The organism is Peptoniphilus grossensis ph5, assembly GCF_000311825.1.
In the GTDB taxonomy this organism is placed as follows: Bacteria; Bacillota; Clostridia; order Tissierellales; family Peptoniphilaceae; genus Peptoniphilus_A; species Peptoniphilus_A hominis.
In genome coordinates this window covers 124,787-141,097 of record NZ_HE978566.1, presented here as the reverse complement: position 1 = coordinate 141,097, position 16,311 = coordinate 124,787, and the positions used below count along the sequence as shown (strand labels likewise).

Genomic DNA, 16,311 nt, shown 5'->3' with positions numbered 1-16,311 from the left:
CCTTTCTTATTTTACATTTTTAAATACATAGACTGCTTTTCTAGCATTGTCCCATTCTATTGTTTGGTTTTTGCCATCTTTAATATCTCCATGACTAGCTCCGAAAGCTTTGGCAATATTTGAAATTGAAGCATGAATTCTTCCGTTTATAATCACTGGCTTAACATCTGAATTGTAGACCTTTCCATCTGAGTCTTTCATAACACCAGTATCAATATTTAGTCTTAATGTCTTTTTAGCTAAGATATTATTCTCTTTATTTGAGAAAATAGCTTCACGAGTAGAGTTGTCATACTCAACATTAAAGCCTAAAGTATAAGCAATATATCTTACTGGAATCATAGTTCTTCCTTGATCTACATAAGTTTTTACATCCATATAGACAGTTGTCTTACCATCTTTATTGATAATGTTATAAAAGTTTTTGTCTACTTGGAAAACTGCAAATTCTTTTTCATCTTTAACTTGTTTTTCACCTTGTTGTTCCTCTTGCTTTTTCATCTTATTAAGATCAAATTGATTTAGTATATTCTTGTCATCAGCTTTCAAAAGTTCGTCCCACTTCTTATCTTGAGATTTCTTATCTTCTTTCTTCTCTTTGTTTTCTTTTTGGAGTTTTAGAAGTTCATCTAATTTTTTAGATAAGTCTTGATTTAGATTTTTATCTTTTTCATCTTTAGCTTGTTTTTCAAGTTCTTCTTTATCTTTTTTATTTGCTTCCTCGATTAACTTCTTGGCTTCTTCAATTTTCTTATCTAATTCTTCTTTTAGCTTTTTAATTTCTTCTTCAGAAGCTTTTTGTTTTTCTTCTAGTTCTTTAATTTTTTCTTCTAATTCCTTTTTAGTATTTTCAGAAGATTCTTTTAAACTATCAATAGCCTTTTGAAGCTCTTCAATCTTCTTAAAGCATTCTGACTTAGAATTTTCTGTTTCTTTCTTTTTATTCTCTAATTCTTTTATCTTATTATCTTTTTCATCAAGAGCTTTTTCTAAGTCCTTAATTTTATTATCTTTATCCTCGATTTCTTTAGTCTTCTTTGCAAGTTCTCTTTCTAAAGACTCAAGATTTTCTTGCATTTCTTTGATTTTATTTTCGTTTTTATCGGTCTTTTCTTTCTCAGCTTCTAACTCCCATTTTGTAGATGAATAATCTTCTTTTAGTTTTGCATTTTCATCTTGCAATCTTTTTAATTCATCTTTAAGCTGAGTAATTTCTGCTATTAGTTCATCATTATTAGAATTTTTAAGATCCTCAATTTCTTTATTCAATTGAGCAATCTTATTATCTTTATTTCTAATTTCTTCTTCTAACTTAGACTTTTCTTGTTTTAGTTTCTCTCCATTATCTTTGCAAGATTCTAGCTTTTCCTTTAATTCATCTATCTTTGATTGGTCTTTTTGTTTCTTTTCATTTAAGTCTTTTATTTGATCTTCTAAATCATTAATATTACTTATAGAACTTTCTATCACTTTTTTACTACCATCTGTATCATCTGCTTTAGCTAGTACATTAGTAGTTGAAGTTGATGTTAAAACTAATAAAAGAGCCATAAAAAAGGCTCTTAATCTTTTCGCGTTAAATTTCTTCATTATGAATGTTCTCCTTTTCTTTTAATTTTTCTTCTCTTTTTCTATCATTGATTTTCTCCATTAATTCTTCCAAGCTAATATTGTTCCTCCTAAGAGTTACAATTATTTCTTCATTTTCAACTTGTATTTCTTCATCGCAAATTTCCTTGTATTTTGCATTTAAATCTTTCAATTTCTCTTCTATTTTTTTCTTTTTGTTTCTAATACTTATAAGTTTTCTGTTCACATAATATCTCCCTTCTATCTTGGTCTTCCAAAACCATAAAAATGTGATTTCCAATATTTTGAATTTATTGATGTGTATTGAATTGGATCTCCTGCGTGAATCATCATTCCGTTACCTGCGTATATTCCTACATGAGATATTGGAGTTCCACTGTTATATGTTGAGTGGAAAAATATAATATCTCCAGGTTGAGCTTCACTTGGACTTACTGGATTACAATAGTCTTTGTATATTCTCCATGCAGTTGTTCTTGGCATACTCTTTACACCAGACTTTGTAAATGACCAACATACAAATCCTGAGCAGTCAAAGTTAGATGGTCCACTTGCTCCAAACACATATCTTTTGCCTATATGTTTTTCTGCTTCATTAAATAAGGCTTTGGCAGTAGCTGAATCAAAAGCAAGACCAGGATTTCCAAAGTTTGGATTATCTACTATTTCTCCTAAGTCCCCATTACCTGATCCAAAAACATCACCCATATTCCCCTTAGCTTCAAGAAGAGCTTCATAATGAACTACATTGTCTGGATAATCTCTAAATATTTCTCTAACAACTTCATCCATTTCTTTTTTCTTTAAAGTTACAATTAACTTTTTATATCCGTACTCTTCTTTTTCATAGCTAGTATAAGGATTGCCACGACTATCATATCTAGTTCTTGCTACTGTTCTTGTTCTAATTTCAATTTCTTCCTTAAAATCAAGCTTATACATCTCATCGAAAAGCTCTTTTAAAATTCCTTTTACTTCAGATGCTGATTTTACTTCTCCACATCTTGAAGTTATATAGGATAAAAGTTCATGGGTATTATGACCAATTTCTCCTTCTTTATTTATAATATATTCGTCATATCCAGGATGACTTGTCTTTACACTTTCGATTTGTGATTGTAGGTCATACTCCATTGCTGAAAATTCTTGATTAACTTCACTTAGAACTGTATCTTGTGATAGGTATGTTGTTGTCATTACTGAGTTAACAGAGTTACTTAGTCCACTCATACCAACACTTCCACCACCAATCATTATTGATAGCATAAGACCTAGTCCTATTACTAGAAATAGAACCATCTTGCTTTTTCTAACAATCAGCTCTTTAGAAGCCTTACCTAGACTTAAAATAGCTTTTTTAACTCTATCTACAAGTCTTGTTTCGTGCTTTTTAGCTATCATGCTCTTCATTTGCTTTCTCTGGTAAAACTTCTTAAATCTATTTTTCTTTATATAGGCATCTGATTTTTTTAAATCTTCCAAGCCACTTTTAAACTCCAACTTGCTTTTTCTCTTTTTTATTTTCTTATCAAGTTTAGATAGCTTTTTTAAGGACTTTTTCTTTTTATCTAGCTTATACTTCCTTATTCCATGCTGGAGTTTAGAGCTTACATTAGCGGCCTTTTCTCCAGATTCTACACCTGTATTGTCAGATCCTGAACTTAGATAATCTCTCACTAACTCTGAAGACTTAGCTCCAGATAATAAAACCCCAGAAGATAGACTTCCTTTAGTTTTGTTTTTTAAGATATTATCCTTTAGCTTACTTTTAGACTTTTCAAGCTCTCCAATCTTTTTGTCTGAGATAAAATCTTTAACATCTTGTGCCTTCTTAGAATCTTTCGTTGTACCTTTCTTAGATTCATTTTTTAAGTCATCGATTTTCTTTCGAGTGAATTTATCACTTTCATAATTTTTTCTTTTGTAGTAAGTATTCTTTTTATTAACTTTCTTTTGTTCTGAAGGTTTAAGGCTTGTTTCCTTTTCATCTTTTATAAATTCAGACTTATTGTCTTTAATCTCAGAATTATCACAAGTTTTTTCTGTATGAACTTGGCTTAGCTTACTCTCTTTATCTATTTCTTTAGAAATTTTTTCCTTATCTCTAAACTTCTTTTCTTGATAAAGCTTCTGCTTTTGCTTTTTATCGATATTAGTATTACTTTCGTTCTTACTTACTTCATCTTTAACAAGCTTATCTTTTCTATATACTCTCTTGCTTTTCTTTGCTTCAATAGGTTTATCTTCACTTGTCTGGATTCGCTTAGACTCTTTCTCGTTGATTTTGTCTTGGAATTTATCCTTACTATGGATAAGTTTATCCTCATAATTTTTGAGAACTTGTCTTTTACTTGATGGCTTCTTATTGTTTATTGATTGAGCCTTAGCTGAAATATCATCTGTTGTTAATTTATTAGAATTAATATTTCTACTGTTTTCACTATCAAAATTTACCTTTTTGATATCTACATCTAAATCTTCATCAAGTTTAATGCTTTCATCTGTCCTTATTTCAAGATTAGCTTGTTTTGTTTCTCCAGCCTTATCCTTATTTTCTAAAACCTCTTTTCTAATTCTTTCCTTGTTTTTAGACTTCTGAAAATCTTTTAGTTTATCTTGTTTTTGATCTTTAGATAATACATTCTCATGGAAAAGTTTAGATTCTTTTTCTGATATTTTATCTCCGAACCTATCCTTAGTCTTAATTATCTTATTGGTATAATCATCTGAATGAACAAGTTTACTATCCATATTTTTTTCAGGATCATCCCTATTTCGTATAATTTTCTTTTGAAAATCTTTTTTTAGTTTTTTATCCATATCACACCTACTTAGTTTCTTCTGGTTTTGTTGTCATTAGCTTATATAACATGGTGTCTTTAGGGAATTTATCTATAAATGGAACAATAGTATTTCCAAAGAATAATAGTCCCTCACCTGCGTTTGAATTAGTAATATAGTTTAACTGATAAGGCGATATTTTTAATTTCTTAGCAAGAATATCTCTATCTCCAGATGCTTGATTTAACATTAGAACAAAGTCTGTATTATCAAAGATATTTTCAATTTCCTGACTTGTTAAAAGGTCTTTTACGTTTTGAGTTATACCTGTTGGAATACCACCCCATTTTCTAAATCTTTTCCAGATTTCTACTGAATATGAAGCAGTTTGTGGGTCTTTTAATAAAAGGTGGAACTCATCTATATAATATCTTGTAGACTTGCTCCCTCTATTTAAGGAAACCTTGTTCCAAACCTGGTCTTGAATTACAAGCATACCTATTTTTTTAAGTTGTGTTCCTAGCTCTTTTATATCAAAACAGAGGAGTTGCCTATTTAAATCAACATTTGACCTATTATTAAATACATTAAGACTTCCCTTAACATAAATTTCCATTTCTGTTGCGAGCTTCCTACCAACTCCCTCTTCTTGAGATAGGAGCATATCGTATAAATCTCCTAATATAGGCATATTTTCTGGTTTGGGGTCTTCAAAATATTTTTGATATATCTTTGGTAAGCACCTATCTATAACAGATTTTTCTGCGGCAGTAAGACCAGATCCTCCTACTACAAGTTCAAGCATAGACATTATGAAGTTTGCCTTATCCTTTAAAGGTGCATCCCCATCTCCATAGTTCATATTAATATCTAATGGATTTAGGTAGTCCTTTGACTTTGCCGAAACTTTAATAACTTCTCCATTAAACTGTTTTACAAGGTTTGAATACTCGCCTTCAGGATCACAAATAATTACATCATCATCTGTGACAAGAATTGCATTTGCCATCTCTCTCTTTGCTGAGAAAGATTTACCAGAACCTGGTGTACCTAATATTAATCCGTTAGGGTTCTTTAGTTTCTTCCTATCTGCCATAATCAAGTTTTGGCTAAGGGCATTTAATCCATAGTACAAAGAATTTGCCGAATCAATAAATAGCTCTTCTGTTGTAAAAGGCATAAATACTGCCGTTGAAGATGAAGTTAAAAATCTTTTTATTTCGACTTGATTAACTCCTAGAGGTAAGACAGAAACAAGTCCTTGCTCTTGTTGGTGAGATAATCTTTTTACCTGACAATTATGTCTGTTAGCAATTGATGAGATTTGAGCAATAGTATTTTCTAATTTTTGATTAGTCCTAGCAAAATTCATCATTGCTATGGTAACTACAAAGAGCCTTTCATCTCTATTTTGTAAGTCAGATAACATGGACTTAACATCAGCCCCAAAAGTATTTATATCTGAAGGAATAATATCCATATCATATCCAGCACGAACTGCTTTCTTTTGTTCTTCAATTTTCATTCTGTCCAGGTCTGTGTTTTTTCTCTTAATGAGTTTAATAGCTTCTGCTTGTTCAACTACATCTATATGAAAAGCTACATAAATATTGTCATCAATATCTAAAAACTCAGATAACATTCTGTCTGATAACTCACTTGCAAGTATTTGAAAATGGCTTACTGCTCCAATGAATTTCCCAAATTTAAAATTATTTGCTGGTGCAAAATTAAAGATCTTGGGAGTTATATGTGATTTTGTAGACTCTTTCTTCTTCAAATCTTTATATGAAAAATCAAAGTTCTTGTCTGGATTTAACATATCGTGAACAAGTCTTAGTCTTTCTTCACCATAAAGACTTTCTGCTCTTACTCCCATAGATTTAAAGTTAGATAAAATATCCACTTCAAGTCTATTTAACTTTGCCCTTGCTTGCTCTAGGTTATCGGCTTCTGTTGTAAAGGTTATATACTTCATCTTTTTAAGTCCGTTATTGCCTTTTGCAAGTTGAAGCTTTAACATCTCCCTAAACTCTTTTCTTACATCGTCATAGAAATCTCCCTTGTCAGCAATTTTAATTGCATCTTGTAGGTCTTTATTTCTTCCTAATTGATTTACATATGAAAGTTCAATGTGGACACTTGGATCAAAAGAATTTAAAAAGTTGGCAAATTGGTTAAAGATTAAATCTCTATCTTCTTCCAATGCCAACTGGTAATTTATATCTTGAAATGAAATTGTCTTTGAATAATTTTTTTCATCTAACTGGCAAATGCCCTCTGGTAACATTCTTATATAGGGAATTGTATCCTCAACAGTAAATCTCTTTTCCTCTTTCTTTAAAAGTACACTTAGAAGACTATTTGTTGGATCTTTCTTTGTTTTTAGCCTTCTTACTTCCTTTCTGTCTTTTTTTAATTGTTTTTCCCTTAGATTTAAGTCGCTGATTTGCTTTTTTCTTTGCTTCAAGGTATGCCTCCTTTCTTATTCTCTTAGTTGGTTGATAAAACTTATGAAGATAGAAAAATCTAAAATATTTTTCAAAGGTTAAGGTGTCTTTTTCATATAAGGTTATAAAAAAGATTGGCAGGGTTACTATTAACATTACAATAATTGAAACATCATTAGGTAGATATTTCTTCATAAATAAATAGGTTGGTATGCCAATTAGTCCTGCCACCGAAAAACCTATAAGTTGTCTTTTAGTTAAGTTAAAGGCAACCTTTGTTTTAATCTTGTCCAAATCTTTTGGTATTGGTACATACGCCATTTTATTCTCCCTCTACTTCTTCTTTGGAAAGTTCAAGTATATGGTCATAATTAGATGTTGTTTCTTCTTCTAGGTAGCTAATTCTTTCTTCTAATTCTTCTTGTTTTTCTTCATTTCTATCATTGTATTCTCCTTGATACATAACAAATTCATTGTGACATCTTCCAAGTCTATTTATTCTTTTCTTTAAGTTTCTAATCTCTTCATTTCTTTTTTTCTCTTTTAAGATTTCATAAGTTCCTCCCAATAAAATTCCAAGTCCTAATAAAGCACAATTTTTCTTTTTTAACATTTATTCCTCCTAGTGCGTATTCATAATACTTTTTGCAACTGTCCCACTCTTAAACATCATAAGTCCAAGTAGTAGAGCATATCCTAATATACTAAACAAGCTTGCGTGAATATCTGTAACCTGTACCGTTCTTATTAAAACGGTGTAGATACCTAAACATACCATCAAAAACAAACCTTGTAGTCCCAAGGCAAAAAGTCCCTTGATATAATTTGTTCCAATCTGACCCCATTCTTTATTTCCCATAGTAGCAAATGGTATAGATGATACTGATGAGTAGACATATATTTCAAACATACGCCCATATACTATTAAGGTAACAGTTAAAGATATACATTGAATTGCAATCCTCACTAGGCTTGTTTCAACTAATATCATTAAAAGCTCACCTATTTCTTTTTCTTTTAATGTATCAACCATTGCAACTATCTGATCTCCTGAAACAGTGGCAGAAGTAGTGATTACCCCTGCCGCTTTGTTTACAAGATTTTGTGCCACATCAAAGACTGCCATTGAAAATTCAAAGGCATGGCTTGCAAGGTAGACTGCTATAAACATCTTTATAATGTATTTGAAAAACTCAAAAGTATCTGTATCGTGCATATTATTCTTTTGCATAACCATATTTATGAGTTCAATACATAAAACTGCTGTTATGATAAGACCTGCTATTGGAACAATCACATTATCATTAATGTTTTTTATGAAGTTATATACTTCTCCATTCCAACCCATTGGTGTTTTCCCAACATCAGTTGCAATAACTCCTACCTTGTCATTTATATCTAAGAACATGGACTCAAGATTTGCTTTGATACCTCCGAGTAGCATATCCTTAAAAAATTCAGTTAGCTTGTCAAAGATACCAAACATAGATTTTCTCCTAATTTAAAACATTTGCAAGTAGTGGAATTAATTTAATACCGATTAGTACAATTCCTCCACCAGCCATAAGCTGCTTTATGCCTAATTAGAGATTGTAAAATACTTGTAGTGTGTCTGTATTTCCTATGAAATTGTAGTAAATATCAATTGTTTGGGTGATTTCTCCATTCACTACTTCTTTTTCGTGAACATAGATTTTTGAGATGAGTTCATTTAAGGTTGCTTTGTCCAGCTTCTTTATATCCCTATGTTTTTTTATGAGTTCAATCCATTTTTTGACATTAATATCTTCAAGATCTTCTTTAACAATCAATTTTTGATTATCTTCTATTCTTTGATTTAGATAATCTTGTTCTTTCTGTGATTTTTCAAGAATTTTTTGGAAGTTACTTTCACTTATCTTATTATCTAGCCAGTCATCATATAATCTTTCAATCTTTTTAGTTAAGTCTTCCACTCTTATTTGATCTTCGTAAATCTTATCCATGATAAATTTTTGTTCTTCTTCATTATCAATTTCTCGTGATTTTTCAAGTGCTTTTATGATTTCTTTTTCATCTTTTAATGCTATTTCTGCATTTTTTCTAATATCTTTAAGCACTATCTCATAAAGAGTATCGTAATAAATTCTATGTTGACTACATAATGATTTTCCGTATCTTCTATAAGTGTTACAAGTGAGTAACTTTTCTCTTTTTTTCGATTTGTTTCTCCCAAGATTTAAAGATTTTCCACAATCGGGACATTTCACAATGCCTGCAAATATGCTTTCTTCTCCATTTTTAAATGGTCTTCTCCTGCTCTTTAATTTTTCATTTGCTACATTATAAATATCTTCAGAAATAATTGGTTCGTGTGTATTTTCTACTATTATCCATTCCTCTTTAGGTTTATCGGATAACCAACCTACTTTGAATTTATAATTAACTTTTTGACTAGCAATATGACCAATATAAACTGGGTTTTCAATAATTTCTTTTAGGGTTGTACAGTCCCACCAATACTCTCCACCATCTACGGTCATTTCTAACTTAGTTTTTTTATTTCTAAGTCCTTTTTTTCTATTCCACCAGGTAGGCGTAGGTATTTTTTCTTCAAAAAGTCTTCTTCTAATTGCTTGTACTCCATAACCACTAAAAGCAAGATCAAAAATTTTTTCAACAATCCATGAAGTTTCATCATCTATTACTAATTTATGTGGATCATCATTGTCTTTCCTATATCCTATTGGAGCAAGACAACCAATAAATTTTCCTTGCCTTGCCCTTGTCATATAAGCAGATTTCATCTTTTTTGAAACATCCCTTGAATAAAACTCGTTTAAAACATTTTTAAAAGGAACTATTTCGTTGTTTTCTTGAAAGGTATCTACTCCATCATTTAAAGCTATATATCTGACATTGTTCTTTGGGAAGAAATTTTCTGTATAGTATCCAGTCTGCAAATAGTTTCTTCCAAGCCTTGATAAGTCCTTAGTGATGACTATATCCACTTTTTTATTTTCAATATCTCTAATTAGTCTTTGAAATGATGGTCTATTTGTATTTAATCCAGTATATCCATCATCTATATATACATCATAAATACTCCAACCTCTTGATTTTACATAGTTTTCTAAAAGTTCCTTTTGGTTTTGTATGCTGGCACTCTCTCCTTTCTGCTCATCATCTTTAGATAGTCTGCAATAAATTGCAGCTTTGAATGAAAAGTGATTTGAATTTGTTTGTATCATTTCCTATTCCTCCTTGTTTGAGTTTTCAGAAATAACACAACTTTCTCTAAAACTATTTTTATTATAGCACTCTTTTTTATTACTATCAATATTATATTTGCTATACTCAATTTCATTGTCCTTACTTAATTTGCTTGATTTTTTTATTAGTCTTAGAAAAGCTTCTGTATCTGTTCTTCTATTATCATAATTTCTTTTTACAATATATTTTGTTTGTCTTTTTGTCATAGCTTATCCTTTCATGCAATAAAAAAAGGCGATTAGATTTTTAATTTTCTAATCGCCTTTTAAGTGTCATATTTACATTTTTATTATCTCTGGCATACTTTTATACCTTTTCATACTTAAAGTCTTTAATAATGCCTTTCCACCTCTTTTTATCTATAAAGATTCTCCTACATCATAGTTCATTTTTGTATTTCCACCTTGATGTCTTAGTTTATCTTTATCTTCTTCATACCATTTTAAGATTGTAGCATAGTGGTTTTGATAGGTCTTACCACTGCTTTCCATGTATCTTGATAGTTTATTTATCATTATTTCTGCGTGTGAGTTTAATTTTTCTTTAAGGTTTTTATATTCTTCTTTGCTTAACCTTACATTTTTGAATTCTCCATAAAAGATAGGGGTGGACTTTTTATCTTTTTCTATCTCTCCCTCTCTCCCCTTATCTATACTAACCTTATCTAATCTACCCTTATCTATACTGGGTTGACCACTTGACAACCTTTGGTTAACCAGATGACAACCAACTTTTTCTTCTGAAATATATGCACCATTTTCCGTCTGATAAAGCTGTTGTTTCTGCTCTATATACATTGTTGGCTTATATCTGTCTTTTCTAATAAAGTTATTTATCTTCCAATGAGTAATGACAATAATTCCCTGATCAAAGACTATCACAAAGCCTTTGGCAATAAGTATTTTTAGATCATCTTCATTTGCTCCGATAATTTTGATGATTTTCTTAGGATTATTTACAAACCCGTCATCATCTGCTCGCATTGATAGATGAAAATACAGGCATTGACTACTTAGTGGCATATCCAAAAATAAGTCGCTATCGACTATCTTTAGTGAAAACATTCTTTTATCTGCCATGCTCTCCTACCTTTCTTCAAATAAAAAAAGACGATAGTTTTTTACTTCTACCGCCTTGCGTACATTTATTATGTTTTTAAAATTTATTTTAGTTCGTTTTCAATTTCTTCTATGGTTGGTAATGCTCCTTTTAAGCTTTCAGGAATTAAGTTTTGTAGATGATATTCTGAAATTCCAATAGGCTCTCTTGAGCTTTCAGAAGCATATTTTGCCAATACATTATCCTTTGTCTTACAGATTAAAAGACCTATTGTTTGATTATCCCCTTCTCCCTTTAATATATGATTTACAGATGTTACATAGGTTCCAAGTTGCCCTATATCCGCTGGTTTAAATGCGGAAATTTTAACCTCCACAACTACATAGCAATGTAGCTTAATGTTGTAGAATAACATATCAATAAATTCTTCTGAATTTCCAACTACAAGTCTATATTCTCTGCCCACGAACGAAAAACCTGTCCCTAGCTCCAATAAGAATTTTTGAATATTATCCATCAAAGCGTCTTTCAATTCTTTTTCATCATAATTTTGCCTTATAGATATAAAGTCAAAATTATACGGATCTCTCGTCATTTCATTGGCTAAATCACTTTGTGTAGCAGGCAAATTATTTGTGAAATTTGTTATTGCTTTTCCTTGTCTCTCAAATAGATCTGTATCCAAGAAATTTAAAAGCACAGCTCTACTCCAGCTATTTTCTAATGTTTTAGATATAAAGAAAAATGCTTTATTCAAATTTCCCTCACATCTATCCATAATATATCTTTGATGTCCCCATGGGATACTAAAAATCATATTAAAATCTCCACCGACTTTAGATATTTGTAAATCGTCCACAGCTTGTGGACGATTTAATGGCGAATACATTTCATAAAATTTTTTCATATATTTTAAATTAGTAACAGAAAATCCTTTAACATTTGGAATTTCATTTTTTAAATCCGAACTTAATTTTTTATAGAATCCGCTTCCCCATCTGCTTTCAGCCTTTAGGCTAATAATTTCTTCTCCTAAACTATAGTAAAACTTTAGCATTTCAGAATTAACCGAAACTGCTGCTTTAAGTTGCCTGCTTGTATATGATTTTTTTATTTTCTCAAGCATTTTTATATATTCACTATCTCCTACAATAGCTAAATCTTTTTTATTCATTCTCATCACTCCAATCTGATTTTCTTTATTTTATCTATTTCTTGCTCCAATGGTGGGAGTTTTAATCTTTTTATCACAATCAGCTTACGGTAAACAAGCTCATTTTATCATTACACATTTAGTTTAATTAATGTGATTATACCCAAAACGTTAAATTTTTTCTATCTCTCCCTCTCTCTCTTTATCTATCTCTATATCTTTCTCTATCTCTATCTCTTGTCGGACATGGGTTGGACTCATTAAGGACAATGTCCTCTGTTTATTTTGTCTGTGAAAAATTCTTCTTTTAATTTTATCCAATAATATCTTTTGTTTGTTGCAATATCTGCTCCTTTCTTGATTTTCGATAATCGAAATTCTTGATTTCCGATTTTCGGAAGTCTTGTTATTATGGTTATTTAAGGGTGTAACTTTTCGTTACTCCCTTAGATTTCTCTGGTCATATCTTTTTTGTTTGGTTTTACTTTTTCTTTTACTTTCCTTTTGACTTTCTCTTTTGTCTTATCCTTTTCATTGGATAGGTCTTTGTATTTCTTTATTTGCCTTAGGATACTTTCTTTTTCTTTTTTATTTTCCTTGGCTATGACTTGCTTAAAGGCATATTCCATTACTTTTATGTCTTTGGCTTGGAAGAATATTTCATAGTTTTTGCTTTCTTTGTTTTTCATTACTGAGAAACTTACTCCAAGTTTGTTTAGTTCTTTTTTTAAGTCTTTGAGGTTGCTTTGATCTATGCTTATATTTTCTAGTTGTCCTTTTTTGTAGAGGTCTTTTATTTCCATTTCATCGCCCATAAGGCTTTTTAGGTTTCCGTTTGCTTTTTCTAAAGTATCATTCATCTTTTTTCTTATTTCTTTGTCTAAGTTGATTGATTCTTTTGCTGCTTTTATTGTGTATGATATTACGGTTTGTGCTGCTTGACCTGCTTCTTTGCTTATTTCTTCGTTTATCATGCTTTTCTCTCCTTTGTTTGAATTAAAAAAGGGAAGTATAGGCTTTAATTTTTCTATACTTCCCTTTGATTGTTTTATTTTATTGTTGTTGGTGGTGGAATGCTTATTTTGATGTTTTTATATCTTTCTTAGGTATTTGTACCTTTTACTGTTTTTCTGCTCTTATTTTGCTTTTCCACCTTCAGTAGTTTATGTGTGTTCTTATGTCTGATAGATAGTTTTTCATGTTGGAATATATAATCTGTATTTCTTCATTGTTCATTGCTTTTATTTCTTCTGTGCTTTTATATGTTTTGTATGTTCCATCTTGATCTGCTTTTATGAGTTCATCTATTAGCTCTTGCCTTTTATTCATCTCTATTACCTCCTAGATCTGCCTTTATTTTCTTGGTCATATTATAGCTTGGATAAGATATTTTTACCAGGTCTTATCTTTCTTGATCCATTTTCTTGTTTTTCATCATTTCTCTGTATTCATTATCTTTAATAACTTGGTCTTGGAACTTTTTAATCTGTGCTATTACACTTGGTTTTTCACCTTGTTTTATAAGCTTATCTATTTCTATGGATAAATCTATCCCAAGTTCTTTGTTTACAAAATCTACTGAATATTTTATATGATCAATTTCCTGGTATTCATCTTTTATCTTGTCTTTTTCTTTATTTATTTCTTCAAGATTTGCCATTAAAAGATTTTTTTCTTCATTCCATTTTTTAGGACTTAGTTTTTCCTTATCTGATAGGAGTTTTTTTAATTTCTCGCTTACTACCTTATATTGGTCTATGTCTTTCTTATGTTTGTTATAGAATGTGTCTTTTGTGAATATATTTTTCTTTTGATATTCTTCATAGAATTCTTTTTTGGCTTTGTAGATTTCATAGTATAAAATTTTCTTTTCTACATCTTCCATTTCTTTATGGATTGTCTTTGCTTTTTTATTTAGCTTATAACTATTAGACTTTAAAGTTTCTATTTTTGTTTGTAGCTGACCTATGGTTTCTATATTATTTTTTCTTAAATAACTATATGCACTTGTTAGCTTTTTGAAGTCATACTTTTCTTTATTAGTTTTGGCATATCCTTTTAGATATTTACTTTTTTCTTTTTGAATTTCCGAATAAGTTAATAGATAGTTTGTTAGATTAAAAAGTTTAGGGTTGTCTATTACCTTATCTCTTTCTATATCCTTAAATTTTTCATAAGCAGTAGATAAGTTATCTAATAGATTTCCTATCCAACCCTTTAATGTTTTTATCTCTTCTTTTATTGTTTTTACAAGTTGATTATATTTTCTTATTTCTCTATTATAGTTTCCCTTGTCAGTTTCTATTCCTTTTCTTTCCATTGCACTTGCTGCTGATCCTAAATGGATTGTCGGTAGATAGTCTGAATTTTGTCTTTTAAAACTTCTATGGTCTACTCTTTTTTCTATATTGTTTTTTGCTAGATATTTATTGCAAAGGTCTGAAAAATTTTCTCTCCATTTTTCTACATTGCCCTTATCATTCCAGGTTGTTAGTTCTACTTTTCTTGTCTTTGGTTTTCCATTTTTGTTTAATACTTTTTCTCCTTTTTCATCTAGGATATATTCTTTTTTTGACTTTGCTAAGAACTCTCCTTTTTCGTTTATGGGTCGCATTATGGTCATTATATGACAATGAATATTTCCATTTTTATCTTGACTCTCATCATGGATTGCATAATCTACTATCATTCCTTGTGATGTTAGATTTTCTTTTATAAATCTTTCAACTAGGTTTTTATTTTCACTTAAATTTAATTCTTTTGGTAGTCCTATTATGAATTGTCTTGCTAGTTGTGCATTAGAATTTTTTTCTGCCATTTCTACTTTATTCCATAAGGTAGACCTATCATTAAATTCTTTTGGTATATGATCAGGCAATATTATATTTTTTACTAATACTTTTTCTTTTCTTGTATAGTCATGGGTTACTCCGTCCCATTCATTTTTTATTTTTTCTCCACTTATATATGCTGCACTTGCTACTGCACTTTTGCCTTTTCCTCTTGATATTATGTTTACTGAAAAATGAAAACTGTCTGCCATTTTTATCACTTCCTTTCTTTTCTTGTTGTTTTAGGTGGAGGCTTAATAGATTTTTATATCCACTTTGTGAATGAGCGTTTTGAAATGATAGAATAGAAAAAGCCGACTACTGAATTAATTTTTGTTGTTTCAGTATGTCGGCTTAATTGTTTTGTTCATTTCAAATTTTAAAAGTCAAGGGCGAGCGTTAGCGAGTTTATTTACCCTTGACTTTTAAAAAGCGAATGGTTGTTGCTCCCTGCAAGGGTTTGGCTCCGCAGGACGCAAGCACCCTTTAGGGTGTATAATTGCGCCCTTAGAAAATCTAAGGGAGATTTGATTATTTTATTTTCCTAATTTTCTCTCATTATTTTTAGTATTTCTTTAAATTCTTTTGTCTTTGTTGCTTCTTCTAATAGGATTTTTATTTCTTCATCTGTTAGTTCTTCTGCATTTTCTATAAGGCTTTCTAAGATTGCTCCTCTTGTTATTAGCCTATGAGTTCTTTCTTTTCTTCTTTTTACTATGTCTTGTTTTAATATTTTCTTTTCTTGATTTTTTAGTTGCCTTAATCTTTCCTCTGTATCATCAATTTTATCTTTTATTTCTTTTGACTCTTGTCTTATTTGTTCTAATTTTTTCATACTTATATCCTTTCTTGTAATAAAAAAACGACTAGATTTTTATTTCTAATCGTTTTCGTTTTAAATATTATAATTTGCTATATTCCATTTTAATTTTATGTTTTCTATATTTCTTTCCATGTAATCCCAATCTGAAGTACCTCTACTGTCTATTGGCAATTTAATTTTTATATCTGTCAATACTGTGCTAGATATTTGATCTTTATATTCAGTATTTTTTAAAGCTTGCCTAATAATTGAAGTTAAATAGAATGCTACTTCTCTATTCAATTCTTTATTTTTTAATTTTAAACAACTTTAATAAACTGACAAATTTTCATGAAAATTTGCAGCCGATTTCATACCCGTCATACCAAAAAA

General features: G+C 30.0%; 18 protein-coding genes. All 18 read right to left on the bottom strand.

The window, feature by feature from the left end; translation table 11 throughout:
* Positions 1 to 6: 6 nt before the first annotated feature.
* The 18 genes from HGPG_RS00670 to HGPG_RS00595 all read right to left on the bottom strand — a co-directional run bounded on the left by HGPG_RS00670 (position 7) and on the right by HGPG_RS00595 (position 16,221).
* A complete protein-coding gene (locus HGPG_RS00670; protein WP_019124127.1) occupies positions 7 to 1,590 on the bottom strand; it encodes a stalk domain-containing protein in 1,584 nt (527 codons plus the stop codon).
* Positions 1,577 to 1,816 carry a hypothetical protein gene (locus tag HGPG_RS00665; RefSeq protein ID WP_001080402.1) on the bottom strand — a complete coding sequence of 80 codons (240 nt, stop codon included), beginning with the start codon at positions 1,814 to 1,816 and terminating at the stop codon, positions 1,577 to 1,579. Before HGPG_RS00665 ends, HGPG_RS00670 begins: the two co-directional genes overlap by 14 nt.
* A 14-nt stretch (positions 1,817 to 1,830) precedes the next feature.
* Complete coding sequence (locus tag HGPG_RS00660) at positions 1,831 to 4,410, bottom strand: CD1108 family mobile element protein (RefSeq protein WP_016502699.1); 2,580 nt, start codon at positions 4,408 to 4,410, stop codon at positions 1,831 to 1,833.
* Positions 4,411 to 4,417: 7 nt separating this feature from the next.
* Positions 4,418 to 6,841 (bottom strand): VirB4-like conjugal transfer ATPase, CD1110 family, encoded by a 2,424-nt coding sequence (locus HGPG_RS00655; RefSeq protein ID WP_019124126.1) that lies wholly within the window; start codon positions 6,839 to 6,841, stop codon positions 4,418 to 4,420.
* Positions 6,732 to 7,142, bottom strand: a complete 411-nt coding sequence (locus HGPG_RS00650; protein WP_016502701.1) for a PrgI family protein — start codon at positions 7,140 to 7,142, stop codon at positions 6,732 to 6,734. The genes HGPG_RS00655 and HGPG_RS00650 overlap by 110 nt, the downstream gene beginning before the upstream one ends.
* 1 nt (position 7,143) lies before the next feature.
* Positions 7,144 to 7,434: a hypothetical protein gene (locus tag HGPG_RS00645; RefSeq protein ID WP_016502702.1), complete on the bottom strand. Its 291-nt coding sequence runs from the start codon at positions 7,432 to 7,434 to the stop codon at positions 7,144 to 7,146.
* 9 nt (positions 7,435 to 7,443) lie between these two features.
* Complete coding sequence (locus tag HGPG_RS00640) at positions 7,444 to 8,307, bottom strand: VirB6/TrbL-like conjugal transfer protein, CD1112 family (protein ID WP_016502703.1); 864 nt, start codon at positions 8,305 to 8,307, stop codon at positions 7,444 to 7,446.
* A 10-nt stretch (positions 8,308 to 8,317) separates the two neighbouring features.
* Complete coding sequence (locus tag HGPG_RS10040) at positions 8,318 to 8,398, bottom strand: Maff2 family mobile element protein (RefSeq protein WP_425277032.1); 81 nt, start codon at positions 8,396 to 8,398, stop codon at positions 8,318 to 8,320.
* 6 nt (positions 8,399 to 8,404) lie between these two features.
* On the bottom strand, positions 8,405 to 10,051 hold the full coding sequence (locus tag HGPG_RS00635; protein ID WP_019124125.1) for a recombinase family protein: 1,647 nt from the start codon (positions 10,049 to 10,051) through the stop codon (positions 8,405 to 8,407).
* Between the two features lie 3 nt (positions 10,052 to 10,054).
* Positions 10,055 to 10,279: a hypothetical protein gene (locus HGPG_RS00630; RefSeq protein WP_019124124.1), complete on the bottom strand. Its 225-nt coding sequence runs from the start codon at positions 10,277 to 10,279 to the stop codon at positions 10,055 to 10,057.
* Positions 10,280 to 10,432: 153 nt separating this feature from the next.
* Positions 10,433 to 11,152 carry a hypothetical protein gene (locus HGPG_RS00625; RefSeq protein ID WP_019124123.1) on the bottom strand — a complete coding sequence of 240 codons (720 nt, stop codon included), beginning with the start codon at positions 11,150 to 11,152 and terminating at the stop codon, positions 10,433 to 10,435.
* Positions 11,153 to 11,235: 83 nt separating this feature from the next.
* Positions 11,236 to 12,306, bottom strand: coding sequence for a PDDEXK nuclease domain-containing protein (locus tag HGPG_RS00620; protein ID WP_019124122.1), 1,071 nt, complete (start codon positions 12,304 to 12,306; stop codon positions 11,236 to 11,238).
* Positions 12,307 to 12,456: 150 nt separating this feature from the next.
* Positions 12,457 to 12,606 (bottom strand): hypothetical protein, encoded by a 150-nt coding sequence (locus HGPG_RS10035; protein WP_019124121.1) that lies wholly within the window; start codon positions 12,604 to 12,606, stop codon positions 12,457 to 12,459.
* Positions 12,607 to 12,731: 125 nt separating this feature from the next.
* Complete coding sequence (locus HGPG_RS00615; protein ID WP_019124120.1) at positions 12,732 to 13,259, bottom strand: PcfB family protein; 528 nt, start codon at positions 13,257 to 13,259, stop codon at positions 12,732 to 12,734.
* 181 nt (positions 13,260 to 13,440) lie between these two features.
* Positions 13,441 to 13,614 carry a hypothetical protein gene (locus HGPG_RS10295; RefSeq protein ID WP_019124119.1) on the bottom strand — a complete coding sequence of 58 codons (174 nt, stop codon included), beginning with the start codon at positions 13,612 to 13,614 and terminating at the stop codon, positions 13,441 to 13,443.
* A 73-nt stretch (positions 13,615 to 13,687) separates the two neighbouring features.
* A complete protein-coding gene (gene mobQ / locus HGPG_RS00605; protein WP_019124118.1) occupies positions 13,688 to 15,328 on the bottom strand; it encodes a MobQ family relaxase in 1,641 nt (546 codons plus the stop codon).
* 332 nt (positions 15,329 to 15,660) lie between these two features.
* Entirely contained in the window at positions 15,661 to 15,951 is a 291-nt protein-coding gene (locus HGPG_RS00600) for a DUF3847 domain-containing protein (protein WP_019124117.1), read from the bottom strand.
* 60 nt (positions 15,952 to 16,011) lie between these two features.
* A complete protein-coding gene (locus HGPG_RS00595; RefSeq protein WP_019192811.1) occupies positions 16,012 to 16,221 on the bottom strand; it encodes a hypothetical protein in 210 nt (69 codons plus the stop codon).
* Positions 16,222 to 16,311: the final 90 nt, after the last annotated feature.